The organism is Paraburkholderia sp. UCT2 (assembly GCF_014397665.1).
GTDB lineage: Bacteria > Pseudomonadota > Gammaproteobacteria > Burkholderiales > Burkholderiaceae > Paraburkholderia > Paraburkholderia tuberum.
In genome coordinates this window covers 52,773-79,190 of record NZ_VZQO01000005.1, presented here as the reverse complement: position 1 = coordinate 79,190, position 26,418 = coordinate 52,773, and the positions used below count along the sequence as shown (strand labels likewise).

Genomic DNA, 26,418 nt, shown 5'->3' with positions numbered 1-26,418 from the left:
AGGCGATTCCGGATTTGCCGCCTCTTTCGCCTAAAAAAAAACGCGCCCCACGGGCGCGCAAAACCTTTGCATCACAGAAAAAGAGCCAATAGAGCCGCCACCTCAGCGGGAATGACATACCGGGTGGCGACTGTTCAATGCTAGGTGTATGTGCCGGGCGCAGGCTTCAGACGACTCCGAAAAGCCGGGGCGTGCACGATGGTCGTCACCTCTCCAAGGCAAAAAAAAGCCCCAGCAGGTCTGCAGGGGCTTTTATCGATAACCATCCGACGGCCAACTTCAACGGGTCAAATGACCTGCCTTCGCGGGTACCGATCCAATGCTTCGACTACTCCGATGACTCGCGGCGGCGGAACGCCTACGACACCCGCGTCGCCGGCGCCACACTACGCAGCGTCGTCGCCGTTGCCGGCAGATACTCCGGCACCCAACGCCGCAGATCGCGCCGCACTTCATCGTCGGCCGGCACGCGATGCTGCATCAGCCACGGCAGCAGATTGTCGATCAGGCTGTCCGGCACCTCGCGCGCCTGTGCGATGCGCAGCTTCGGATGCGGCGTGCGCGTGGTGGTTTCGTCGTCCGCGAGCAGTTCTTCGTAAAGCTTCTCGCCCGGGCGCAAACCCGTGAACACGACGCGAATCTGCTCTTCGGTGAAACCGTACAGGCGGATCAGATCGTGCGCGAGATCGGCGATTCGCACCGGCTTGCCCATGTCGAGAATGAAAATCTCGCCGCCGCGCCCCATGCTCGACGCCTGCAACACGAGCTGCGACGCCTCCGGAATCGTCATGAAGAAACGCGTGATTTCCGGATGCGTGACGGTCACCGGCCCGCCGCGCGCGATCTGCTCCTGGAACTTCGGAATCACGCTGCCCGCGCTGCCGAGCACGTTGCCGAAGCGCACCGTCTCGAACTGCGTGCGCCGCGCGCCCTGCTGCTGCAGCGCCGAGCACGCCATCTCCGCGAGCCGCTTGCTCGCGCCCATCACGTTGGTCGGGTTGACCGCCTTGTCGGTCGAGATCAGCACGAAATGCGCGACGTCGTGGCGGATCGCCGCGCGCGCGACGCGGTACGTGCCAAGCACGTTGTTGCGCACCGCCTGCCACGTGTTGACCTCCTCCATCAACGGCACATGCTTGTAGGCCGCCGCATGAAACACGATGTGCGGACAGTAGCGCGCCATCACCTGATCGAGCAGCAGCGAGTCCTTCACGTCGCCGACGATCGGCACCACCGACACTTCCGGATATTTGTCGCGCAGCTCTTCGTTCAGCCGATAGATCGAGAACTCGGAGATGTCGAACGCGACCAGTTGCACCGGACCGAAGCGCAGGATCTGCCGGCATAGCTCCGAGCCGATCGAGCCGCCCGCGCCCGTCACCATCACGACGCGGTTTTTCAGCAGCGCGGCGACGTGCTCGGTGTCGATCGTCACCGGGTCACGGCCGAGCAGGTCTTCGAGATCGATCTGCCGCACGCGCGACAGGAACGCCTGACCTTGCGTGAGCGGCGTGAGCGCGGGCAGCGTCATCGCGCGTACGCCGGCGCGCACGCACAACGTGGCGATGCGCCGATGCGCCTCCACCGACGCCGACGGCACCGCGATGATCACATGCTCGACCTTCAGCTCCGTGCAGATTTTCTGCAGATCGCTGATCGCACCAACCACGCGATAGCCGTAGATTTCACGGCCCTGCTTGATCGGATCGTCGTCGAGCAGACCGACGAGGCGCCATTGGCCCGAGCGCTTCAGCTCGCGCACGAGGTTCGCGCCGGCATTGCCCGCGCCGAGCACGAGCACCGGCTTGCCCTGGCCGACCAGTCCGCCGTAGCGATAGAACTCCTTGGCCGCGCGATACAGCGCGCGCGAGCCGCCCATCGTCAGGAACAGCAGCATCGGCGACACGATCAGCACCGAGCGCGGCACGACCGGCGCCGGCTGCAACAGCGCCGAGCCGATCACGACGACGAGCGCGCCGACGCCGATCGCTTTCGCGATCCGCACGAGATCGGGCAGGCTCGCGAACACCCACATGCCGCGATAGAGGCCGTAGCCGCGGAACATCACCGCGTAGATCAGCAGCACCCACACGAGCGCATGTAGCCCGCTCGACCAGAACGGCGCGGGCACCGGTCCGTTGAACCGGATCACATAGGCCAGCAGCCAGGCCATTGCCACCGCGCACAGGTCGAACGCAAACGCACTGAACGAAAGCCATCTGGCTTTGAAGCTTTTCATTGCGCAGAACCTCAGATTGGCCCGGAACGGGACACATGGCGCCGCCAGCGGCGATCAATACACAGGCCCGCGACGACCAGCACGGCAGCCCATGCGACGACAACCAGCCATTGATACAGAAGAGCGAATTGTAGCGCCCAGAGAGCAAGTATTATGCCCGCCGCCATGAACAAATACCAAATCCACGCGGTCGATGCGTGCCCGAAACCCGACTGCACCAGTCTTTGATAGTAGTGTTCACGATGCGCCTGCCAAAATTTTTCACCGCGCAGCAGACGCTTGAGCAGCGTGACCGACGCATCGCCGATGAACGGCGCGAAGCACAGCGCCGGAAACCACACTGGCCATACACCCTCGCGCCACCCCCAATAGCCGAGCGCGCCGGCCAGAAAGCCGAGCGGGATCGAGCCGGCGTCACCGAGAAAAATGCGCGCCGGATGAAAGTTGAACAGCAGAAAGCCCGCGGCCGCGCCTGTGACGATCAGGCTCGCCGTCGCGAGCGCCGGGTCCGCATGCGACGACAGCGAGGCGGCCACCGCATAGCCGCCGAAGCCGAACAGCGCCATGCCGCCCGCGAGGCCGTCCGAGCCGTCCATGAAGTTGTAGAGATTGACGAGCCACACGAGTAGAACCGCCATGCACGCGAGCGCCCACCACGGCACGTCGGCCGGATAGACGGCGATCAGTGCCGCCACCGCCGCCGCATGACCGCCGAAGCGCACGCGTGCGGGCAGGCCACGTCGATCGTCGAGCTGCGATAGCGCCGCGAGCAGCGCCGCGGCAAGCGCGGGCAGCCACAGCGACGGCGCCGCCAGCGCGATCAGCAGCACCGCGACCGGCACGATGCCCCAGCCGCCGACGCGCGGCGTCGGGCGCGTGTGCAGCGAGCGGTCGTTGGGAATGTCGGTGGCGAGCCGCCACGCGAGGCCGGTGCGCAGCAGCGTCCACAGGATCGCCGCGCAGGCGGCGAGCGCGGCGACGCCCCACGGCAGTAGAGAGACGACGGAAGAGGCGGAGTGTGCAGCGAGCGGCATCGATAGCGTTAGCGGTTCAGGTCGGAGTCAAGGCGGGTTCAACCCGTGGTCAATGCGTTGAGCGATACCACGCCGCGGTTTCGAGCAGCCCATGCTCGACCGTATGCGGCGCAGACCAGTTCAGACATTCGCGGATATGCGAACTGTCGACGCGCAGCTCGCCGGTCAATCGATCGATCTGCGCCGAGCGGCCGGTCAGGCGACCCGCGAGACGCAGCAGGCTGGCCGGCACCGGCACGAGCCGCGCGGGCACGTGAAGCTGCGTGGCCAGCAGACGCGCGAGTTCCGGCACGCTGAGGTCGCGGCCGTCGGTCACATGGAAGGTTTCGCCGGCCGCGCGCGGATCGGTCGCGCAATGCACGAGCGCGTCCGCGAGGTTATCGACGAACACGAGGCTGCGCAGCGCGCTGAGCGCGCCGAGCGGCAACGGAATGCCTCTCGCGACCGCGTTCATCAGCTGCAGGAAGTTCGCGCGCACGCGCGGCCCGTAGACCAGCGGCGGCCGCACCACGACGACTTCGAGACCCGTCGAGCGGCCGAAGTCGAACAGCGCGCGCTCGGCTTCCAGTTTCGAGATGCCATACGCATCGGACGGCGCGGGCTGATCCGTTTCGGCGATCGGCCGGCCGCTGCTCGCCTCGCCCATCGCCTTGATGCTGCTGACGAACACGAAGCGCCTCGCGCCCGCGCGCCGCGCCGCGGCCGCGACGCGCAAGCTGCCCTCGACATTGGTCGCGCGATAGGCGGCGAGCGGCTCGGTCAGGGTCTCCCGCATCACGTGCACGCGCGACGCCAGATGGATCACCGCATCGCAAGTGAGCGCGACCGGCCAGCGCTGGTCGATGCCCGCAAAGTCTTCGGTATCGAGCAGCCATTCGCGCACGCCCTCGGCGGCCGTCTGCGGCCGGCGCACCACGCCAGTCACGCGATCGCCCCGCCGCAGCAACGCGCGGGACACCGCCTGGCCGACGAAACCGTTGGCGCCGGTGACGAGGATCTGCAGACTCATCGCAATGCTCCGTCATGCACTTCGCGGCGCACGATTACGCCCACGCCATGCCGCGCGACCCACGCAAACAGACGATCGCAGTCAGGACTCGACGCAGCCGCAAACGGCGGGAAAGGCGGATCGGACACGATACAATCTGGCATCGGCGGTGCTTTCTCAGGAAGTCTGGCTGGGAACGTATTGTATTCGGGCCGTGATAATAAAACGGACCTGCGCCTGCTGGCGCGTCGTTCGTACACTTCGTAACAACTCAAACATATTCGCGCATGTGGAATTCGTGGTATCGATCCGACGTGCTCGACAACAGCACACGCCGGCCTGCCCGCTGGCCGTGCGATCCGGCTCCGGCCCGCGCGCCGGCAAGGCCGCGCAAGCGCGCGGCGAGCATCCACGTGAATGCCCCGAAACCTGCCGGTCTCGCCGCCCTGTTCGCGCGTTACGCGCAGCGACGTGCCGCGACGCGCTGGTCTGAAGAAAAGAACTGTTTGAGCGACTAGAGTCCCACCTATGAAAGTGCTGTTCGCCACCTACCCGATGGCTTTCCATACCCCCGGCGGCGGAGAAATCCAATTGCTTGCGTATCACAAGCATCTGCCCGCGCATGGCGTCGACGTTACGCTGTTCGATCCGTGGAAGCCGCGTTTTCTAGAACACGACGTGGTGCATTTCTTCTCGTGCGTCGGTGGCTCGGTGCACTTCTGCAACTTCGTCAAGCAACTCGGCTTGCCGCTCGTCGTGTCGTCGAGTCTGTGGGTGACGGAGGAAACCAGGCATCTCTATCCGATCGGCGAGATTCACCATCAGTTTTCTCTCGCGGACCGGGTGGTCGCGAACTCCGAAATCGAATGCGACACGCTCGCTCGCACCTTCGATCTGCCGCGCGAGAAGTTCGCGAGCGTGTTGAACGGCGTCGAACAGAGCTTTTACGAGCCGGTCGCGGCGGAGCCGTTCCGCCGTGAATCCGGCATCGAGGGCCGCTTCATCCTGAATGTCGGCAACATCGAGCCGCGCAAGAACCAGCTCGCGCTGACCCGGGCGATGAAGTCGTTCCCCGACCTGAAGCTCGTGCTGATCGGCCATCAGCGCGATCCCGAGTATGCGAAGGCCTGCTTCGACGAGGGTGGCGCGCAGGTCGTCTACGCCGGCACGCTGCCCCACGATTCGCCGCTGCTGCGCTCAGCCTACGCGGCCTGCGAAGCGTTCGTGCTGCCGAGCACGCTCGAAACGCCGGGGCTCGCCGCGCTCGAAGCACATGCCTCCGGCGCCCGCATCGCGGTGACAAAAGTTGGCTCTACCCAAGAATATTTCGCGCAGCACGTTGCCTACCTGGATCCGTTCGACGTCGACAGCATCACCGGATCGATTCGCGCGGCGCTCGCGCAACCGCGCGGCGCTGCCGCTGCTCCGACGCGCGATCTGACCTGGCAGGCCGTCCTGTCGCCCTTGAAAGACCTCTACGATTCCCTGCTGACGAAATGACAAAACCCGTGACGAACCTCGTGAAGAACCTCATGAAGAACTTCGAACTTCGTCCCTTGAATAACGTCGAGGCGTCCTCGAATTCCGGGTTCGCCTGGAACGCGACGAACGGCGATCCGCAGTTCGAGCTGACGGGATGGGAAGAGCTGTCGGGTCGCGCCGCGCGTATTTCGTTCGAGCTCGCGAAAGAAGACATGCCGGCCTCGCCATGCATGATCTATTTCGACGCGGGCGCGGGCATGTCGGAGCACGCGACGATCGGCCTCGTGGTCGACGCTGACGGCAAGGTGGATCAGGTCGTCGCGTTTCCGCCGCTCGTCGGTCCGTTGCGCCTCGATCCGATCGCGCGCGCGGGACTGTTTTCGATCACCGGCTTCAACGTCGAACTGGTGGCCGACGCCGACTGCCCGACGGAACTGCTCGAACGCGCGCGCCGGATGGCGTCATGGAGCGGCGGCGCTCAGCCCGCGCCGGCGCCAACCGTGGGTCACACGTATCAGGAATGGATCGAGCGGCACGAGCCGCCCGCGTCGCATTACCCGGAACTGCGTGCGCGCTCGAAGGCGTGGGCGCTGCAACCGCTGATCAGCATCGTGATGCCGACCTACAACACGCCGGCCAGGTGGCTGCGCATGGCGATCGATTCGGTCGTCGACCAGGTCTACGAGAATTGGGAATTCTGCATCGCCGACGACTGCTCGACGAACCCCGAGGTCAAGCAGGTGCTCGACAGCTACGCCGCCAAAGATCCGCGCATCAAGGTCGCGTACCGCACGACGAACGGCCACATCAGCAGCTCCAGCAACACGGCGCTCGAGCTTGCCGTCGGCGAATTCGTCGGCCTGCTCGACCACGACGACGAATTGCATCCGCTCGCGCTCTACTGCGTCGCCGAGCTGATCAACGCGCATCCGGACGCGACGGTGATCTACAGCGACGAAGACAAGATCTCGATCGACGGGGTCCGCTCGGACCCGTACTTCAAATGCGACTTCAACTACGATCTGTTCCTGAGCCAGAACATGATCTCGCATTTCGGCGTCTACAAGACTTCGGTCATGAAGGAGGTCGGCGGCTTCAGAACCGGCTTCGAAGGCTCGCAGGACTACGACCTCGCGCTGCGCGTGATCGACCGCGCGGGTCATCACACGGTGTATCACGTGCCGCGCGCGCTGTACCACTGGCGCATGATCCCCGAGAGCACGGCGGCCGGCCATGAAGCCAAGCCGTACGCGCATATCGCGGCGATGCGCGCGCTCGACGAACACCTCGCGCGCAACGGCATCAACGCCCACACCGAGCACGCGCCGGGCACGGACGCCTTCAACAAGGTCGTGTACGACTTGCCCGAGGTGCTGCCGTCGGTGGAGATCATCATTCCGACGCGCGATTCCGCCGGACTCGTCGAGCAATGCGTGGAATCGGTGCGGCAGAAATCGAGCTACCCGAACTTCCGCATCACGATCATCGACAACGGCTCGCTCAAGCAGGAAACGCACGACCTGTTCGCGCGTCTGCAAGAGGACGAGCGCATCAAGGTCGTGCGCGACGATTCGCCGTTCAACTACTCGGCGCTGAACAACCGCGTCGCGCTCGCGAGCACGGCGGACTTCGTCTGTCTGATGAACAACGACATCGAAGTGATCAGCGCCGACTGGCTCGAGGAAATGGTGTCGGTCGCGCTGCAGGCGAATGTCGGCGCGGTCGGCGCGAAACTGCTGTATCCGGACGACACGATCCAGCATGGCGGCGTGGTGCTCGGCGTCGGCGGTATCGCGAGCCATGCGCACAAGCATTTCCCCAATTCGCACCCCGGCTACTTCGCGCGCGCGCGCCTGCGCAACGTGATGTGCGCGGTGACCGCCGCGTGCCTGCTGATCCGCCAGTCGATCTACAAGGAAGTCGGCGGCCTCGACGAACAGTTACACGTCGCTTACAACGACATCGATTTTTGCCTGCGTGTGCGGCAAGCGGGCTACCGCAATGTGTGGACGCCCTACGCGGAGCTTTATCATCACGAATCGGCAACCCGCGGCGCCGAAGACACACCGGAAAAAATCAGCCGCTTCAACCAGGAATCTGAGTTGGTCAGACAGCGCTGGGAGCATCTGTTGATGAACGATCCCTGCTATTCACCCAATCTGACACTGACTGCCGACGATTTTTCCTTTGCTTGGCCTTCAAGGATTGCAAATCTTGATTAATCTGGGACCCAAAAAAAACAAGACCGGATGGCTGGCGGAGTACCGCCATCCATCGCCGGGGGAACTGTTCTGCCTGCCGAGCGCGATCTACTTTCTGATGAAGTTCAGAGCCGATCTCGCGCGCTTCAATTCCAAAGTGCTGGATGACCGCGTCACGCTGTATTTCTGGTGGGAAATGTCGGCGCGCGAAACGTATCCGGACTTCAACTGGGTGCTGCGACAGGAAGACCTCGAATATTTGCGTCAGCTCGACAACGACACGCTGATCGAGCGGCATCCGGACGCCGTCACGTACTGGCTCGGCTCGACCAAACCGAGCGTGCTCGATGCGAAGCATCTGAGCGAGACGCTGCACGAGCCCGTCACCGTGCTCGAAGAAGCCGGCCTGCAATTGCCGAAGCTGATGACGACGGTCGTGCGCAATCGCGGCGATCTGTCCCAGGCATTCAACCTGAACACGCTGACCGGCTATCTGAACTGCCTCGACTGGTGGGAGCAGTACGGTCAGGTCACCTGCCCGCGCGTGACGTGGCGTCCGCCGATCGCGTGGCCCGGGCTGCTGGAACCGATCGACGCGCCCGACTCCAGCGCGATGCCGTTTCCGCGCTTCCTCGCGCTGATCACGACCGAGCGGCCCGATCTGCGCTGCGCGTTCAATCTGAACAGCTTCACCTCGCGGCTCAACGCGCTCAGCTGGTGGGAAGACCACGGCCAGCGCGAGTATCCGCGCATCAAGTGGTCGCAGCCGCCGATCGGCGGCTTCATGCTCGAGCCCGAAGCGCTTCCCGCGGACGGTGGCCCTTACGTGCCGCGCTTCCTGTGCGAGATCTACAAGGACCGGCCGGACCTGCAGGCGACCTTCACGCTGCAGTCCTTCCGCGGGCGGCTCAGCTGTCTGTCGTGGTGGATCGAACACGGCCAGCATCAGTACCACGCGATCAAATGGGTGCCGCCCACGCCCTCCGCCGTGATGTTCGAGCCCGAATTTGGCTCGCACGCAGACTGGCTACCGGTGCCGCGCTTCCTGCGGCTGCTGCACGGTGAGCGCCGGGACCTGCAGGAGCTCTGCTCGCTCGACAGCTTCACCGGGCGCCTGAAGTGCCTGTCGTGGTGGATCGAGCACGGGCAGCACCAGTATCCGGCGATTCACTGGGGCATCCCGCCGTTGCCCGACACCCTGTTCAAAATGGAAGCCGGCGAGCAAGGCGCGCTGCCGCTGCTGCCGCACTTTCTGCCGCTGATCTGGAACGAGCGGCCCGACCTGCAGGCGTCGTTCAACCTGAGCAGCTTCCGCGAGCGGCTCGCGTTCATTTCGTGGTGGGAAAAGCACGGGCACAGCGAGTACTACGCGATCGAATGGTCGCCGACGCATCTCGCCGAAGAACGCGAGGGCGAATGGGTGCCGCCCACCACACCCGCATTGATGTTCGAGCCCGAATGGGGCACGCACGCCGACTGGCTGCCGGTGCCGCGCTTCCTGCGGCTGTTGCATGACGAGCGCCAGGATCTGCAGGAGCTCTGCTCGCTCGACACCTTCACCGGGCGTCTGAAGTGCCTGTCGTGGTGGATCGAACACGGGCAGCACCAGTATCCGGCGCTTCACTGGGCCATCCCGCCGTTGCCCGACAGCTTGTTCGGCGCGCAAGCCGGCGAGCAAGGCGCGCTGCCGCTGCTGCCGCGCTTTCTGCTGCTGATCTGGAACGAGCGGCCCGACCTGCAGGCATCGTTCAACCTGAACAGCTTCAGCGAACGGCTCGGCTTCATCTCGTGGTGGGACAAGCACGGCCACGACGAGTACTACGCGATCAAATGGACGCCGACTCATCTGGCCGAAGAGCTCGCGAGAATCGACGACGAGCAGCCGGCGGACGACACCTTGCTGCCGCGCTTCCTGACGATGATCGCGAATGACCGCCCGGATCTGCGCGAAGTGTACGACCTGAACACCGCGGATGGCCGCGACCAGCTCGTGCGCTGGTGGAACGAATGGGCGTCGACCGAATATCCGCTGGTCGGCTCGCTGAAGGTGCGCTGGACCGACAGCGCCGACGCCGAAGCCGATGACGACGCGCACGAGCCCGCGCGCTATCACGCGCGCGTCGAAGGCATCGGCTACGACTTCGGCGTCAACATCATCGGCTTCCCGCAAGGCGTGCTCGGCCTCGGCGAAGACGCGCGCATGGCCGCCCGCGTACTGCAACTGTCGTCGACGCCGGTCACGCTGCTCAATGCGCCGATGGCGGGACCCGCGCGCCTCGAACACTCGGTCGATCATCTGATCAGCGACGAGCTCAAGTACAACATCAGCCTGATCTGCCTGCCGGCGCCCGAAATGGTGCGGCTCGCGCTGGAAGGCGGCCGCAGCCTGATCGACGCGCCCACGCACAAGATCGGCGCATGGCCATGGGAACTGCCCCACTGGCCGAACGCATTCGGCAACGTGCATCAGATGGTCGACGAAATCTGGGCGCAGAGCCGCTTCGTGCAGAGCGTCTACAGCCGGCTCGGCAACACGCCGGTCTACCAGATGCCGATGGCGGTCGAGGTCCCCGCGCCGCTCGAGCCGAAGCGCGAGCGCTTTGGCCTGCCGGCCAACGAGTTCCTGTTCTACCTGATGTTCGACGGCAACTCGTGGCTGAGCCGCAAGAATCCGCTCGCCGGCGTGCAGGCGTTCAAGCAGGCGTTCGGCGACAGCTCGCCGGGCGTCGGGCTCGTCATCAAGGCGATGAACGTGCGCGACGACGACCCGGTGTGGCGCGCCGTGCTCGACCTTGTCGCGGGCGATAGCCGCATTCACATCGTGTCCGAGCGCCTGAGCCGCCAGGACTCGACCGACTTCATGGCCTGCTGCGACGCCTACATTTCGCTGCACCGTAGCGAAGGCTTCGGCCGCGTGATCGCGGAGGCGATGGCGTTGGGGCAGCCGGTCGTGGTCACGAACTTCTCGGGCAACGTCGACTTTTGCGAACCCGACACCGCGTTCCTCGTGGATGGCGAACTCGTGCCACTGCGCCCCGGCGACTACCTGTTCGCCGAAGGCCAGTACTGGTGCGATCCGGAGGTATCGATCGCGGCGGAACAGCTCAAACGCATGATCGACGATGCGCCACTCCGTGAGCGCATCGCACTGGCGGGGAAGGCGCGCATCGAGCGCGACTACTCAGTTGAGGCAGTCGCACGCGCGTATGCGCGACGGTTGAACGACATTGCGGAGGCGAAGACGATATGACGCTGCGGGTATGTGCTCCGGACATTTTCTCGGGCGATGCGGTGGGTAACCACTGCATCGGTTTCGTACGCATGGCTGAACGTCTCGGCATGAGGGCCGAGCTGTATGCAAGCGGTTTCGAGGAGGGAACGAATGGAGTGCGCCCGCTTGACGCATTATTCGAAGAGGTCACTCGCGACGATGTGGTTCTGCTGAGTTACTCGATCTACGATCCGTACCTCGAGCGGATACTCGCGCTCGATTGCAGGAAGATCTGCTACATCCACGGCGTGACGGACCCGCAGTTGCTGCGCGCGCTCGAACCGCGCACCGCACAGTTGTGCGAGAAGGCACTCGCGCAACTGCCGCTGCTCGCGCACTTCGACACCGTCGTCGCGAATTCGCGCAGCACGGCGGCGAGCCTCGCCGGCATCGTCGCGGCGGACGCCGTCAAGGTCGTGCCGCCGATCTTTCCCGACATGTACGTGTTCCGGCGCGAAGGACCGCGCAAGGGCCGCAAGCGCCCTGAGCCGAACCTGCTGATGGTGGGCCGGGTGGTGCCGCATAAACGCATCGAGGACGGCATCGAGATTCTCTCGCTGCTGAAGCAGCGTGATTTCGGCGCGACGCTGAGCATCGTCGGCAGCACGCCGAACTACGATTACCTGAAATTTCTGATCAATCACGCGCGGCGTCTCGGCGTGCTCGAGCAGGTCGACTTCAAGGGCATGCTCGACGACGCCGATCTGTTCGAGTGCTACGAATCCACCCACGCGTTGCTCGCGATGAGCCGCCACGAGGGCTTCTGCGTGCCGGTGCTCGAAGCGATGCATTACGGCAAGCCCGTATTCGTGCGTGGCGGCACGGCCGCTCAGGAGATTTGCCCGCCCGACTGCGTGTTCGACGCCCATGCCGAACTCGCCGCCTGGATACCCGTGATCACGCAGCGCCTCGGTCAGACCCACGGCCGCTGTCCGATCGACACGGCCTTCGTCAAACACGCCGACGGTGTGCTGCAACGTGCCAGCGACGAGGTATGGCGCAACATCTTCATCGGCGCCGGGGTCGGCATGGCGGCCGCGTCGACGTATGCGCGCGCGGGTACGGCGGCCGTTTCGCTGAAAAGAGATAGATAGTCAGCGCCGCCGCTCACCAACCCATCCCGGCGCCCATCGGCGCGATCCAACCCGATCGCGCCGCCTCACTCGTTCGCTGGCGGCTTGCCGGTCCTGTCGAAGTCGATCGGTTGCCCCGTATGCGGATGCGGCGTGAACGAGAAATGCGCGCGCACGTACTTCTGCGATAGCGTGCACAGCAAGTCCATCAATGCAATCTGCTCGGGCGGAAAGACCGGCGCGCGATCCGCCGCGTCGATCGGTTTTTGCATGTAGCGCACGATGTCTTTTTCGAAATCGCTGACGCAATAGTCCAGCACCCGATCGCCTTCGATCGGATAGGCCGCCACCTTCAGTTCGGGATGCAGCGACAGATACGTGCTGAACAGACGCTCGGCAACGAATGGCAGGAACGGTGCGTCGTCCGAGTGGATCGTGGGCTCCAGCACCCCGCGCGCGGCCTCGGTGCCGCTCTGCGTTTCGAGAAACGTGGCAATCGGCTCAAGCACCTTGCCGACGTAGCTTTCCCAGAACGACTGCGAACCGACCCAGAAATTGCAATAGCACAGCGTGTGCGGCGACTGACGGGGCGCCTCACGCAGATTCCACGCGATGCCGCAGGCGTCGAGCAGTTGCTGGCTGCGTTCGACGAGTCCCGGATGCGCATGCTCGCCCTGCATCCACGCGGTGTACGAGAAATACGCGAGTTGCGGAAACGGATTGATCATCCAGACGTCGGCGTCGGCATTGGCCTGCACGAACTCCAGAAACCGGCTGCCGTCCATGCGCGCCTTCAGCGCGAACTTCGGCGAAAAAAGACCGGTGATCTGCTGCTGCCGATGCATGCCCTTGCGGTACATGTCGACGAGAATATAAAACTCGCGCCACGCGGCGTGCGCGTTATCGCGCAGTTCGAGCGGATGAAAAGCCTGTTCGGACAGGACCTGTCCCGGCGCGTAAAGCGGCTCGAAGATCTTGATCGATGCACTCATGACAGCCCTGCGATCTGCAGATAATAGTTTCCGGTATGCACGTTGCGCCGGAACAGCGTGAGCGATGCATTCGGCACCAGCACGTTGGGAAAGCGGGACAACGGCACGTTCAGCAGGTATTGCGAGATCACCGAGATCGGTCCCGCGTGACACACGGCGGCGATCAGGCCAGGCTGCTCAGCGTGCCGCAGCACTTCCTCCTCGAGCCAGTTCACCGAACGCGCGGCCAGTTCGAGATGCGACTCGCCGCCCTCGTAACGGTCCGACAGATGTTTGCCCCAGTCGGGAAACGCCAGACGAAAATCTTCGGCCTTCCAGGTCGCGAACCGCCCCGCATTGGTTTCGCCGAGACGCGCGTCGACGGACCAGGCACTGTTGTCCTTGAACAGCACTTCAGTGGTTTGCAACGCGCGCCGCCACGGGCTCGAAAAAACGCGGTCGGGCGCGAAACCGTGACTTTCCATCAGCGTGCGTAGCTTCGCGGCCTGCTGCAGGCCATGCTCGGTCAACTCGTCCTGCTCGGTCGAGTTCAACAGGCCAGCCACGTTGGCGTGCGATTGGCCGTGGCGAATCAGAAGAAGATCCATAGGTGTTAGCTGCTTTAAGGCTTGGGGTCGGGCAAGGCCTTCAGGAACATCGACGAAATGCGTCGCACGCTGAAACGGTCGAACACGTCGGCGTAGGCATTGCGGCGGATCGACTGGCGAAGCTGCGGGTCGCCCAGCATGTCCTCCAGCGCTCGTGCCCAGCTCTCGGCCGTGTTCGACGCAATGTATCCCGTCTCACGATGTTTGACGTTCTCGCGGTAGGTCGGGCAATCCGAATAGATGCTCGGGATGCCGAGGCTGCCGTAGTCCGCGTATTTGATCGGCGACTTGCACGAGTTGAAAAACAGCGTCTCCGGATCCTCTTCGGCGCCGAGCGGCACGATCGCGAACGTGTAGCCTTCGTCGCGAATGGTCTTCTTGTATTCGAGGTTGCCGCGGCTGCCGCGATGCGTCATGCGGGCAATCGTGTTGAGCTCCGGAAACGGATCGCCCCAGAAGTCGATCGACACGTTTTCGTGGCGCGCGAGAAAACTGCGCAAGGTGCCGAAAAACTCCTTGCGAAAGCTCACGAGCTTGATGCCGTCGAGATTGGAGAAGATGATCTTCGGCGGCTGGGTTTCAGTCCACAGTTCCGGCGACAGGTCGAACGCCTGATCGTCGAAACCGTTCGGGATGATCAGGACGTCGTCCGAGCGCCGCACTTTGCGCATGCGCTCCTGCAACAGCGGATTCGACGCCGTAGCCGCGCTCGCTTCGCGAATCATCGCGAGCACGTTGTAGAGCACGTCCTCGTTCATTTCGAGCACGCTCCACGACGGCAGATCGAGCAGCCAGTCGTCGAGATCGTAAATCGTATGAAGACCGAGTTCGTTGGCCATCCGCATGATCTTCAGCGACAGATTCGACACGTGCTTGTTGAACAGCACGACGTCGAAGCGATGCAGATGGCTGACGCCAACGTCCGCCTCCGAGATCTGCTCCCATTCGATCAACCGATGGCGCTGCATGTACGAAAGCAAAGGCGCGAAGCGCGCGCCGATGGTGCGCGAATTCATTCGCCCATCGGTCATGGAGCGCCGCTGAACGACGAGCAGTCGGGGAATCTTAGTAATTTGTGAGGCCGGCATCGATCAGGTGTCTGATTAGGTCTGCTGCTACCGTGCTCGACGAGTGCCGTGCATAGACGCGTTCGTAGTTACTTTCAATCTTTTCGTCCCTGTCCGGGTCGGTCAGGGCAGCCTGAATGGCGGGAACGATGTCCGGCGCGCGGGTGGAAGCCGCGTACCAGACATTGTCGTCGAAGTGCTCGCGCTGCCAATCCCCATCAACCATGACGAGCGGCTGCTTCACGAACGCGCCTTCGAGGCACGAGCGCCCGGGCGGATCGAGGCTCGGCTCCGCCACTACCATCGCGCTGGCGAGCGCGGAGCGCAACAGCGCGCTGCAGGGCTGGATGAACGGCAGGAAATGAATGCCGCGACGCGCTTCGCGAACGCACTGCCGGTAATACTCCTCGTCCCTGAAACCGCCGACCATCAGGCCGTTCATGTCGAGCTGGTTCAATGCGCGGATCAGTTCGAGCTGATTCTTGATCGGCTCGATCAAGCCGAGGCACAGCACGTAGTCCGAGACGTCGCAGACCGTGGGGAGCAAATCCTTGTCGGCCGGCAGCAGGAACCGGTCGGATATGCCGGAGCCCACCACCACGCATTTACCTGGATCGACCGGGATGTACCTGTTGAAGTGCGCGAGTTCGGTGGAAGACTTGAACAGTAGCCGCTCGGCACGCTGCACGAACGCCTCGATGCGGCTGATTTCCGCCGGGTCGGGCGCGCTCAACCACCAGACATTCGGCCACAGGAACAGCTTCTTGCCCTGATTCACCGTTTCGCGAACGATCGCTTCGCCGTCCGCATGGACGGAGAAGTGCATCACCGCGTCGTAAAAGCGTAGCGGCCGGCTGCGAATGCCGTAAATGTCGGCCTGTACGTCCGAATCGTTGAGCAGTTCGGCGACCTGCACGAGTTCCGACTCACCACCACCGCTCGTCATGAACGCGGTACTGTGAGTGGTCAGGAGAATTTTAAAATGCATATTGCGGGCTCCGTCCCGAATCGTCCCGTATCGTGGGCGCTGCTGCCGTCCGCCGGACGGTGCGAAATTCACGCGTTCGCGACCTGCGAAACAGGCGCGGACTATTATCGGCAGGGGCTCGATTTTACGCCAAATCGTAACGCAGACGATCGCCCACGAGCGACGCGCAGAGCACCCTGCTGCAAGCTTTCGTCGGCTTACGTGGCTTACGAAACGACGACCGCCCCGCCCTCTTCTGCCGCGCACTCGCGAGCCACGCGCGGTATCCGCGGAAAACGGACGGCACGTGACCCTTGGCCTCGCGGCTATGCCGATTGCTACGACGAATAATTTGTAAGTAACGGTAAATGCGGGCTCATGTCCGAACATCAGGAAATGTTGGACGTGCAGAATACTGGGGGTACGATAGACTGGCCGGCCGGGAGGGCCCGGTCGCCAGCCAGTCGGCATATCGGTATGAATTCGCTGCTCTGTCATGGCTTTTCGCAAATTCTTTCAAGCGGAGAAACAAGATGTCGGCATCGCCCGAGCTTCTCGATTCACTTGCCGCGCAGCATCCCGAGATTGCAGAACTGATCGCTGAACGGGACAAGTATCGCGACGCGCTTCAGGTCAATATTCCGCACTTTTCGAATCTCGGCGACGTGCCTCCAGGCCACTACTATTCGCCGATCCCGTCGATCCCCGACATCAAACAGGACGAAGCACGGCTGTTCGGTAACGTCTCGCGCACGCTGCCCGGCATCGAGTTCAACGAAGAGGCGCAGGTGCGGCTCGTCGGCGAGTTCGCCGACAAGTACTACGGCGAAATGCCGTTCGAGCCGCACAAGAAAGACGGCCTGCGCTTCTACTTCGAGAACGTGATGTTCTCGTATGGCGACGCGACGTCGCTGTACTGCATGATTCGCCACCTGCGGCCGCGCCGCATCGTCGAGATCGGCTCGGGTTTTTCGTCCGCCGTTTCGCTCGATACCAACGACCTGTTCTTCGACGGCCAGATCCAGTGCACCTTCGTCGAACCGAACAATGAACGCTTGCTGTCGTTGCTGACCGAGAAAGACAAGGTCACCTCGAAGATCGTCAAGTCGCTCGCGCAGGACGTCGACCTGTCCGTATTCGCGGAGCTCGAAGCGAACGACATACTGTTCGTCGATTCGTCGCACGTGAGCAAGATCGGCAGCGACGTGAACCGCATCGTCTTCGAGATACTGCCGATCCTCGCGCCCGGCGTGCACATACACTTTCACGACGTGTTCCTGCCGCTCGAATACCCGCCGCAGTGGATCTACGAAGGCCGCGCGTGGAACGAAGCCTATCTGCTGCGCGCCTTCCTCCAGTACAACAGCGCGTTCGAAGTTGTCCTGATGAATACGTTCATGGGACACTTCCATGCGGACCTGATGAACGCGCGGATGCCGCTCTTCATGCGCAATCCCGGCGCGAGCTTCTGGATTCGAAAGACACGTTAGGCGCCGCGGCGCAAACGTCTCACATTTTGCGGAGATTGATAGATGACTTCGACGAACGCGCTCGAGCATCGCACCGAAGGGGCGTCCATGCGAGCCGGCTTGCAAGACGGGGTGCGCGCGATGAAGGTCGGCCGCATCCCGGTACCTGAGTTGCTGCCCGGCACCGTGATCGTCAAGGTGGCGAGCGTCGGTATCTGCGGCAGCGATCTGCACGCTTACCGGAACGTCGACGTTCATCAAAGCTTTCCGAACGGCCACGAACTGAGCGGCACCACGGTCGAGATCGGCGAGGGCGTGACGAGCGTGCGCGTCGGCCAGCGGGTGACGATCGACATGGTGATGGGCACCGCGTGCGGCAAATGCGAGTACTGCAAGCTCGGCACGCCGATTCACTGCCGCGCGCGCGAATTTCCGTTCGGCGGCGGCTTTGCCGAATACGTGCGCACCAAGGAATCGGGCGTGTTCCCGCTGCCCGATGCCGTCGACGATCAGCTCGGCGCCATCGTCGAGCCGGTGGCGGTCGGCATCCACGGGTGCCGCAAGATGCCGATTGCGCGCGGCTCGGTCGGCGTCGTGATCGGCGCGGGCACGATCGGCCTCGCGGCACTCGCCGCGGCGCTGGACGCTGGCAGTGAAAATGTCTACGTGGTCGCAAGACACGCGGCTCAGGCGCGCGCGGCGCTGGCGATGGGCGCCACCGCGATCCTGCCGGCCGATCGCGCCGCAGCGCTCGCCATGGTCGAACAGGCAACCGGCGGATTGGGCGCGCACTACGCGATCGAAGCAGTCGGCGGAACGGCCGACACGTTCGACTTCGCCTGTCAGTTCGTGCGCCCGCTCGGCCACGTGTGCGTGCTCGGCGCCTTCGATCACGGCTTCAGGAACATCGAAATCATCAAACCGCACATCAAGGAACTGACGATTCATCTGCCGAACTGCTACGGCTATATCGACGGTCAGCACGACTTCGCGCTCGCGATCGATCTGCTGGCGCGCAAGGGCGATACGTTGCGCGCCATGATCACGCACGACCTGAGCCTCGACGACGTCGACGAGGCCTTTCGTCTGGCCAGCGACAAAAGTTCGGACTCCATCAAGGTGCAGATGCATACCTGATGGTGTAAGCGGTCTCGCGCAATGCAGTGAACATCGGTCATAACTGGAAGCTGTGCCGTCCAATACGAGGAGGCAACATGGCGAAGGAAGACAGCGGACTAAGCATCGGTGAATTTCGGGATAAGCGGCGTTGCCGTCTGCTGAAAGGGCTAGACGTCAGCGCCTTAGTGGGCGTAGAAATAGGCCCGCTTTGCTGGCCTCTCGTGCGACGCAGCGACGGCGGCGAAATCATCTACGTCGACCATACGGACACACCGCACCTGCGTCAGAAGTACAAGGACGATCCTCATCTCGACATTAATGAAATCGTCGATGTCGACGCGGTGTGGGGGCGCAACACGTTGCATGAAGCGATCAAGGGCCGCTATGTCGACTACGTGGTGGCCTCTCACGTCGTCGAGCATGTTCCCGATCCGGTGACGTGGCTCAGAGAGCTGGCCGCGGTCCTCAAACCGACCGGCGAAGTGCGTCTCGTGGTTCCCGACCGGCGCTTCACCTTCGACTATTTCCGCCGCGAAAGCCGCCTGCCCGAAGTACTGGCCAGCTATATCGCCCGTGCGCGGGTACCGCAGCCCTACTCGCTGCTGGATCACTGCCTGTCCGCCGCCGATGTCTCGGCCCACGAAGCGTGGCGAAAGCGGATCGACCCGCACTCGGTCAAGCGGCATCACACATGGCAAGGCGCGCTACATCTCGCGCGCGACGCGTTCGAAAACGGCACGTATCACGACGTTCACTGCTGGGTTTTCACGCCGCGCTCGTTCGCAAAACTGATTGCCGATCTATGCGAGATGGAGCTGATCGATTTCGCTTGTGAAAACTTCTGCGACACGCTGCACGACGACATCGAGTTTTCTGTAGTAATGAGGCGCTCGCGGAATCGCGAACATATTGCCGACAGCTGGCGACGAATGGAGCGGCAGGCCAGCGACGCAACGCCGGCCGTGCCGTTCTGGCGCACGCACCGCAAACTCAAGGAGCTATGCTCCGGACAGGACGCCGGTAACAGCTCGCAGCGCGTCTGCGGAAAGCGTAGCGAACTGGACCCGGACCAAGCGATTGAATTGCCGCCGGATTTCAATGAACAGGAATATCTCGCCGTCAATCCGGACGTGGCGGCGGCAGGAGTGGATGCGGGTCAGCATTACCTGCATTATGGGTGGCGGGAGGGGCGGCCCATTCGCCGCTCCATGGTTGTTCCGGCGCCGGTCCTGTCCGAAGCCCGCTGAGCAAGCGGGGGAAATACGGGTGTTGGGGGCTGGAGGATGCCTTAAAGACATTTGAAATGCTAGGATTGCGCGCTGTTACCATTCCTTCGGCCCGCAGCACATGCATCCTATTGAATCTGCTGAGCGACTACCGCAACGCCGCCAGTTTGCGATATGCGTCGCCATCGTCATACTCGCCCCCCTACTGGTCAAGGCTCCCTTGTTGTTCGGGATTCTGATTTCCGATCCGGTCGCGCTTTATACCGGAATCGCCACCAACGTGTTGCCAGGTCCCTTCGGCGGCTTTCCTCCGATGCCGACCATCGACCCGAATATCGCGTTCACGAGCCACGCGCTCGGCTATCGTGCCGCACTCGATGTTCTGTCGGGCCACCTGCCCTGGTGGAATCACTACGAGGGTGTGGGCGCGCCGCTTGCCGGCGAAATGCAGGCGGCAGCGCTATCGCCGTTGAACGTACTGCTCGCGCTTCCAAACGGCCAGCTGTACATGCATCTTTCGCTGCAGATCATCGCCGGGCTGTCGACCCTGGCGTTGCTGCGCAAGCTCGGCTGTGCACCGCTCGCCGCCCTGGCCGGTGCGCTGGCCTTCGAATTCAACGGCACGTTTGCCTGGCTCGCCAACGCAATCGTCAACCCTGTGCCATTCCTGCCGATGGTGCTGCTGGGCGTCGAAAACCTCCGGGAGCGCGTCGCTGAAGGACGCCGCGGCAATGCAGCATGGATCGTCGTCGGCATCGCCGCGTCGCTGTATGCGGGCTTTCCGGAGGTCGCCTATCTGAACGGCCTGCTGATCGTCGTCTGGACGCTGGTGCGCGCGGCCTCGCTGCCTGGCGCGCAGCGTTTGCGCTTTGTCATGCACGTGGCGGTGGGTGGACTCGTCGGGCTGGCCATCTCGGCGCCGATCGTGCTCGCCTTCTTCGATTACCTTCCGCTCTCTGAAACGGGCGGCCATGCGGGTGATGGATTCGCGACCGTGTATATGCAGCGCTCGACCGTGCTCGGCACCTGGATGCCTTATGCATTCGGCGGCATCTTCCAGTTGCCGGGCATCGAGGGGTTCTGGGGCGCGATTGGCGGCTATGCCGGCATTGCATTGTCCGTGCTGGCGGTATATGGCATGTTTGGCACGCGGCTGCGCGGCCTGCGTATCGCACTTGCCATCTGGGTTGTCGTGACGCTTGGAATGACTTATGGCGTGCCGGGCATTCATAAGCTCGTCCGAGTGATCCCGGGGCTCAAATACGCGGCGTTTTTCCGCTACTTCCCGCCATCCTGGGAGCTCGCGCTGTGTGTATTGTCGGCGCTCGCGTTGACGGATATCGGCTTGCAACCTCGTCCGGTGCGACTGAAGCTCGCGGTCGTCGCAACGGCGCTCGCCTGTTTGCTCAGTCTCATCCCGATGATCCAGCATAACGTCGTGCCTACGGGCATGATCGCTCACGGTGGCGCCGCTTTCGGTCTCGCGATCCTCTTTGCTCTCGCAGTCATCGCGTGGCGGACAGAGGCGATCCGGTCGCCTGCTGCGGCGCTCGCTGCAGTGCTGATCGTTGAAAGCGTGGTCAATTTCCTCGTGCCGACGCTCAGTCATCCGCGCCACTCGACCGTTCATCTCGCCGGCGTACGTTACTTGCAGGACAACCTGGGGCTGAACCGTTTCGCGACGTTCGGACCGATCGCGCCAAACTACGGCTCGTATTTCGGCATCGCTTCGATCAACTACAACGACCTGCCGGCACCGACCGACTGGACGCGTTACATCAACGCGCATCTTGACAGCAACCAGGAGCCCATTCCAGGCGTGTCACGGCATGACCCGAACGGACCTTCCGCGGCCGATAGCCTCGTCGCAAACATAAGTGCCTACGCGCGCATCGGCGTGCGCTACGCGGTCGTGCCGGACAATCTCGACGCCCCGCGTTTCGAGAAGCTGCGTGGGTATCTGGCAAGCGCGCCGAATCCGGGCCTCAAGCAGGTCTATCGCGACGAGGCCATGCGGATTCTCGAGCTGCCTGCGCCGGCACCTTATTTCAGCGCGCCCGGCTGTACGGTCAAGCCGCTGGATCGGGACGCAGTTCACGTGCAATGCGACGCTCCGTCGACGCTATCGCGTCTCGAACTGTTCATGCCGGGCTGGCGGGCCATGATCAATGGAAGCGACGCGCCGATTGCGCGTAGCGGAGAAATCTTCCAGGAAATCGCGCTGCCTGCAGGTAGCTCCGACATCCAGTTCCGCTTTTTGCCCATACATATGAAGTGGGCGTACCTCGCGCTGCTCCTCGGCTGCCTCGTATTTGTCTTCGACGTGATGCGCGGCTTCCGCGGGGCCAAGGCGCGTTGATCCCACGACACGCGATTGCGCATGCCGCGCGGCCCGCGCGCGGCATGCGGTTCACGACACGCCACCGGGAAGCTATACGGCTTCAGGTAAAATTACGGAAAAAGGCGATGTCTTCCAGCGCCTTTCATCATTCACAGGCGGTCTGGGTTCGCAACAAGACGCTACCAGCAAAACACCTCATAGAATATGGTTGACACCTCTGCTGTTCGAATTGCTGTAGTCATTCCCTGCTACAACGAAGCGGCTGCAATCGGCACCGTCGTCAGCGACTTCCGCGAAAGCCTGCCCACGGCTGACATTGTCGTATTCGACAATAATTCGAAGGACAACACGGCCGACGTCGCCCGCGCGGCCGGCGCGGCGGTTATTTCCGTGCCGCTGCAAGGCAAGGGCAACGTCGTGCGCCGCATGTTCGCGGACGTCGATGCGGACGTCTTCGTGATGGTCGACGGTGACGCGACTTACGATGCGGCCGCCGCTCCGATGCTCGTCGACCTGCTGATCGAAAACAGGCTGGACATGGTCGTCGGCTCGCGTCTCAGCGACGAGCAAACCGCGTATCGGCTCGGTCACCGCTTCGGCAACGTGATGCTCACGCAATGCGCGGCGACGATTTTCGGCAAGACCTTCAAGGACATGCTGTCGGGCTATCGCGTGTTTTCGCGCCGCTATGCGAAGACCTTCCCGGCGCACTCCAAGGGCTTCGAAATCGAAACCGAGCTCGCGGTCCACGCGCTAGGTATGCGCATGCCCGTGGCTGAAGTCGAAACCCGCTATTCGTCCCGTCCCGAAGGCTCGGAAAGCAAGCTCAACACTTACCGCGACGGCTTCAGGATCCTGATGATGATTCTGAAGCTCTTCAAGTCGGAAAAGCCTTTCGCGTTTTTCACGACCGGCTTCGCGGCCTGCACGCTGCTGTCGATCGCACTCGCGATCCCGGTCTTTACGACTTATGTCGAAACCGGTCTCGTGCCGCGCATCCCGACGTTCATTCTCAGCACCGTGCTGATGTTGCTGGGCGCTATCCTGCTGATCTGCGGCATCGTTCTCGATACGGTGACCCATGGCAGAAACGAACTGAAGCGCATCGCTTATCTCGCGATCCCCGCCCTGAAGTCGCGGAGCCACGGTGGCTAAGTTGCACCGCGAATTCATCTGGTTTGCGATCGCCGGCGTTGTCGGCTTTGGCGTCGATGCCGGAGTGCTGTATGGGGCACTGGCGCTCGGTTGCGGCCCCTACGTGGGGCGAGCGATCTCGTTCCTTTGCGCCGCTTTCGTCACCTGGCAGATCAATCGGCGCATCACGTTCAACGCGGCGGCGGGCGAATCGCTGTGGCGCGAATGGTGTCAGTATCTCGCCGCGATGTCGCTTGGCGGCGCATGCAACTACGGCGCCTATGTGCTCGTCTTGCATCTACTGCCGCGCAGCCCGGCGAGCCCTTTGCTGGCTGTCGCCGCCGGTTCTATCGCCGGTATGTTCGTGAACTTCGCGACGGCGAAGCTTTGGGTCTTCCGACCCACGCCGCAAAAGGACGCGAAGTAACGCGAAAACCAATGCTTCCGGACCATTGGCGAGCTTTGCCGTCCAGTTCGTCCACTGGCGAAGGCAGCAGACTGCAAAAGATCTCGTGGACCACCCGAACGCTATAGCGCAGCACGTACGGAAGAGCGCCAAATTCAAGCGGCGGCGAACCATTCGTTCCGACAGCATTCTTGTCGTCCATTCCTTTCCGACGCTTTCGGCCAAGACGCGCACATTTTCTACGGCGCGTGTTTCCTGGTTCGCCGACGCTTCAAGCGCACCTCGATTCACGCAAACACAAACTTCTTATCCAACCGATACTTGACGACGTAACCGATCACGAGCCCAATCACTCCCCCCATAAACCGCGCGGGTTCTGAATGATAAATCGCATCCGCGCCGAATTCGAAGCTCCAGAAAATCGCGGTGGTAGCGAGCCCCATCACGGTGTAGAGCATAAAACTCTGGATGCCGTGCGAGAGGTCGCGATGGCGATAGCGAAAGATCCAAATCTTGTCGAGCGCGAACTTCACCACGAGCCCAACCCCTGTCCCAACGACAACCGATAACGGCACGCTCAACGCGCCGGAATAGACCAGCAGCGAAACCTTCTGAAAACCAATATTCGCGAGAATCGAAAGTCCCGCGAATAGCGAGTAAAAGATGACGAGGCGCGACGCGCTCATCGGGGCTGCAGACGAGTTCAAAAGAAGGACCACCATGTCAGGAAAGAATAATCGACCATCCGCCCGCGTGGCATGCGGCGCATTACAGCGAAAGCCGCTTGAACACGCGGCCGGGAATGGAGCGAATGATCAGCATGATGCCCGACCAGAACCACGGCGTATAAACGACGTCCCTGCCCCTCTCCACCGCCCGCACGATATCGGCGGCGACCTTGTCCGGCGTCGCCACGAGCGGCCCCGGCAACGGCAATCCCGCGGTCATCGGCGTAGCAACGAAGCCCGGCTTGATCGTTACGACGTGAGCGCCCACTTTGAAAAGGCGCGACCGCAAGCCCTCGCAATAGGCCGACAACGCCGCTTTCGCGCTGCCGTACAGATAGTTCGACTGGCGCCCGCGATCGCCAGCAACCGATGAAATCACCGCAATCGTGCCGCGGCGCTGCGCTTCGATTACGTTCGCAAAGCGCGTCAGCAGCGCGATCACCGACACCGCGTTGGTGTTGAACTCGCGCACTGCGACGTCGACGTCATGCTGGCAAACCTGCTGGTCAGGCAATGTACCGGGTGCAACCAACACGATGTCCAGCGCGCCGAATTCGACGGCGCAGCGCTGCATCATGGCCGCGTGCTCGCCAAGCTGATCGATGTCCAACAGCTGGCACTGCACGGTCTGCGCGCCACGCGCCTTCAGGTCATCCGCGACCTGCTGCAAACGGTCCGCATTACGCGCGACGAGAAAAAACCGCGCGCCCTGATTGGCCCACTGACGTGCACAGGCCATAGCGATCGCCGAAGTGGCGCCTACGATAACGATATTTTTCATATTCGAGTCGTTCGTTCCCAAAAGCGCGACAGCAAAGCCGGGTCGCGCAGCGCTTCGACCTGCTGCCACTGCGGATAGGCCGCGCGAAAATCCTCGCCCGACATATGAGCATCTTTCGCCGGATACATGCGGCCGCCGCTCTCGCGCACGATCGCATCGAGCCGCTCGAACAGCTTGCGATTCGAGGTGTCGCGCTGCGGAAAATCGAGCGCAAGCGACGTCCCTTCCAGTGGAAAGGACAGCAAGCCCGGCGAGCGGATATCGCCGCAGCGCTTCAGCACCGCGAGTATCGAGCCGGTGCCGCTGCGGGCGATCACGTCGAGAATCGCGCGGGTCGCATCGCGCGCAACCGGTGCCGGTATCACGCATTGATACTGCTGAAAACCCGCTCGACCGTAAATGCGATTCCATTCGAGCAGGCTGTCGAGCGGATAAAAGTAAGAATCGTAGCTGACCGTGGAGCGCACCGCGTCCGCGCGTTGCCGTCTGTAGTACAGCTCGTTGAAGGCACGCAGCGTCAGCCGGTTGAATACGGGAATCGGCGACGTGAATGGCACCGTGCGCATCTTGCGGCGTTCAATTTCGAGCCCCCCGTCGGACGCGTGGTCGCCCACCATGAAAATGCCTCTGCCCAGCGCGGCATCGCGGCTTTGACAGTCGACCCAGGCCACGCTGTATTCATGCTGTGCATCGAGCCGCTCGGACAGCGCGAAGAATTCGTCGAGATTGGCAAAGCGGATGCTGGTCACGTCGAGCATGCTCGATTGGATTGGCATCAACTGGATCTCCGCCCAGGTGATCAGCCCGGTCATGCCGAGGCCGCCGATCGTCGCCGCGAAGAACTCGGCGTGCATGTCAGGTGCGCATTCGAACTGCGTGCCATCGCTGCGCAACAGACCAAAGCGCCGCACATGCCGGCCGAATGTGCCGCGCACATGATGGTTCTTGCCGTGCACGTCGTTGGCGATCGCGCCGCCCAGGGTCGCGTATTTGGTGCCGGGTGTGACCGGCAACATCCAGCCGCGCGGGATCACCACTTCAAGGATCTGCCCGAGCGTCATGCCTGGCTCGGCGCGCAAGATCCCGTTCTGCCAATCGGCCGAAATCAGCCGGTCCATCGGCAATGTCTGGATCACATGCCCCGACGAAGCGAGACAGCTGTCGCCATAGCTGCGTCCATTGCCGAATGCGAGCGTCGTGCGTTCCTCGTCGCCAACCTTGCGCCAGACCGCGGCTGCTGAATCGCGCCACGCGATCGGATGCGCATCTTGTGGCGCGTACGGATAGCGCCCCCAGGAGTGAACTTTCGGCAT

20 protein-coding genes are annotated in these 26,418 nt (G+C 62.8%); 10 read left to right on the top strand and 10 right to left on the bottom strand.

The genetic code is table 11. The features are described from left to right. Positions 1-358: 358 nt before the first annotated feature. The 3 genes from F6X39_RS06000 to F6X39_RS05990 are packed head-to-tail and all read right to left on the bottom strand — an operon-like array spanning position 359 to position 4,282. Positions 359-2,239 carry a polysaccharide biosynthesis protein gene (locus F6X39_RS06000; protein ID WP_090803332.1) on the bottom strand — a complete coding sequence of 627 codons (1,881 nt, stop codon included), beginning with the start codon at positions 2,237-2,239 and terminating at the stop codon, positions 359-361. An 11-nt stretch (positions 2,240-2,250) separates the two neighbouring features. Then, on the bottom strand, positions 2,251-3,273 hold the full coding sequence (locus F6X39_RS05995) for an MraY family glycosyltransferase (RefSeq protein ID WP_187615950.1): 1,023 nt from the start codon (positions 3,271-3,273) through the stop codon (positions 2,251-2,253). A gap of 49 nt (positions 3,274-3,322) precedes the next feature. Then, positions 3,323-4,282, bottom strand: a complete 960-nt coding sequence (locus F6X39_RS05990; protein WP_187615949.1) for an NAD-dependent epimerase/dehydratase family protein — start codon at positions 4,280-4,282, stop codon at positions 3,323-3,325. A gap of 507 nt (positions 4,283-4,789) precedes the next feature. On the opposite strand from F6X39_RS05990, the gene F6X39_RS05985 reads away from it, so the two are divergent. Genes F6X39_RS05985 through F6X39_RS05970 form a run of 4 tightly spaced genes read left to right on the top strand, consistent with a single transcriptional unit; the run spans position 4,790 to position 12,309 of the window. Further along, positions 4,790-5,761, top strand: a complete 972-nt coding sequence (locus F6X39_RS05985; protein WP_187615948.1) for a glycosyltransferase — start codon at positions 4,790-4,792, stop codon at positions 5,759-5,761. Further along, a complete protein-coding gene (locus F6X39_RS05980; RefSeq protein ID WP_187615947.1) occupies positions 5,758-7,965 on the top strand; it encodes a glycosyltransferase family 2 protein in 2,208 nt (735 codons plus the stop codon). Before F6X39_RS05985 ends, F6X39_RS05980 begins: the two co-directional genes overlap by 4 nt. Further along, positions 7,958-11,194 (top strand): glycosyltransferase family 4 protein, encoded by a 3,237-nt coding sequence (locus tag F6X39_RS05975; protein WP_187615946.1) that lies wholly within the window; start codon positions 7,958-7,960, stop codon positions 11,192-11,194. The genes F6X39_RS05980 and F6X39_RS05975 overlap by 8 nt, the downstream gene beginning before the upstream one ends. Beyond that, on the top strand, positions 11,191-12,309 hold the full coding sequence (locus tag F6X39_RS05970) for a glycosyltransferase (RefSeq protein WP_187615945.1): 1,119 nt from the start codon (positions 11,191-11,193) through the stop codon (positions 12,307-12,309). The genes F6X39_RS05975 and F6X39_RS05970 overlap by 4 nt, the downstream gene beginning before the upstream one ends. A gap of 65 nt (positions 12,310-12,374) precedes the next feature. Here the strand turns inward: F6X39_RS05970 and F6X39_RS05965 are convergent, their stop codons facing one another. From F6X39_RS05965 to F6X39_RS05950, 4 genes are read right to left on the bottom strand one after another with little or no spacing between them, the layout of a single operon-like run. Next, complete coding sequence (locus F6X39_RS05965) at positions 12,375-13,280, bottom strand: hypothetical protein (RefSeq protein ID WP_187615944.1); 906 nt, start codon at positions 13,278-13,280, stop codon at positions 12,375-12,377. Next, positions 13,277-13,867, bottom strand: a complete 591-nt coding sequence (locus tag F6X39_RS05960) for a histidine phosphatase family protein (RefSeq protein WP_187615943.1) — start codon at positions 13,865-13,867, stop codon at positions 13,277-13,279. Before F6X39_RS05960 ends, F6X39_RS05965 begins: the two co-directional genes overlap by 4 nt. A gap of 14 nt (positions 13,868-13,881) precedes the next feature. Next, complete coding sequence (locus F6X39_RS05955) at positions 13,882-14,883, bottom strand: glycosyltransferase (protein WP_262413473.1); 1,002 nt, start codon at positions 14,881-14,883, stop codon at positions 13,882-13,884. Between the two features lie 49 nt (positions 14,884-14,932). Then, positions 14,933-15,994 (bottom strand): glycosyl transferase family 1, encoded by a 1,062-nt coding sequence (locus F6X39_RS05950; protein WP_410449880.1) that lies wholly within the window; start codon positions 15,992-15,994, stop codon positions 14,933-14,935. A gap of 440 nt (positions 15,995-16,434) precedes the next feature. Here F6X39_RS05950 and F6X39_RS05945 point away from each other — a divergent pair, with 440 nt between their 5' ends. The 6 genes from F6X39_RS05945 to F6X39_RS05920 all read left to right on the top strand — a co-directional run bounded on the left by F6X39_RS05945 (position 16,435) and on the right by F6X39_RS05920 (position 23,617). Then, entirely contained in the window at positions 16,435-17,391 is a 957-nt protein-coding gene (locus tag F6X39_RS05945) for a class I SAM-dependent methyltransferase (RefSeq protein ID WP_187615941.1), read from the top strand. A gap of 42 nt (positions 17,392-17,433) precedes the next feature. Continuing rightward, the gene (locus F6X39_RS05940; protein WP_187615940.1) at positions 17,434-18,507 is read left to right on the top strand and encodes a zinc-dependent alcohol dehydrogenase; all 1,074 of its coding nucleotides are present in this window, start codon (positions 17,434-17,436) and stop codon (positions 18,505-18,507) included. Between the two features lie 77 nt (positions 18,508-18,584). Further along, positions 18,585-19,736 carry a methyltransferase domain-containing protein gene (locus F6X39_RS05935; protein WP_184045423.1) on the top strand — a complete coding sequence of 384 codons (1,152 nt, stop codon included), beginning with the start codon at positions 18,585-18,587 and terminating at the stop codon, positions 19,734-19,736. Positions 19,737-19,938: 202 nt separating this feature from the next. Next, a complete protein-coding gene (locus F6X39_RS05930) occupies positions 19,939-22,074 on the top strand; it encodes a hypothetical protein (RefSeq protein WP_222945134.1) in 2,136 nt (711 codons plus the stop codon). 186 nt (positions 22,075-22,260) lie between these two features. Further along, complete coding sequence (locus F6X39_RS05925; protein WP_187615938.1) at positions 22,261-23,211, top strand: glycosyltransferase family 2 protein; 951 nt, start codon at positions 22,261-22,263, stop codon at positions 23,209-23,211. Further along, entirely contained in the window at positions 23,204-23,617 is a 414-nt protein-coding gene (locus F6X39_RS05920) for a GtrA family protein (RefSeq protein ID WP_316251664.1), read from the top strand. The genes F6X39_RS05925 and F6X39_RS05920 overlap by 8 nt, the downstream gene beginning before the upstream one ends. A 266-nt stretch (positions 23,618-23,883) precedes the next feature. Here the strand turns inward: F6X39_RS05920 and F6X39_RS05915 are convergent, their stop codons facing one another. From F6X39_RS05915 to F6X39_RS05905, 3 genes are all read right to left on the bottom strand, one after another. Then, positions 23,884-24,282, bottom strand: a complete 399-nt coding sequence (locus F6X39_RS05915) for a GtrA family protein (RefSeq protein WP_187615937.1) — start codon at positions 24,280-24,282, stop codon at positions 23,884-23,886. 82 nt (positions 24,283-24,364) lie between these two features. Then, on the bottom strand, positions 24,365-25,105 hold the full coding sequence (locus F6X39_RS05910) for an SDR family oxidoreductase (protein WP_187615936.1): 741 nt from the start codon (positions 25,103-25,105) through the stop codon (positions 24,365-24,367). Then, positions 25,102-26,418, bottom strand: coding sequence for an FAD-dependent oxidoreductase (locus F6X39_RS05905; protein ID WP_187615935.1), 1,317 nt, complete (start codon positions 26,416-26,418; stop codon positions 25,102-25,104). The genes F6X39_RS05910 and F6X39_RS05905 overlap by 4 nt, the downstream gene beginning before the upstream one ends.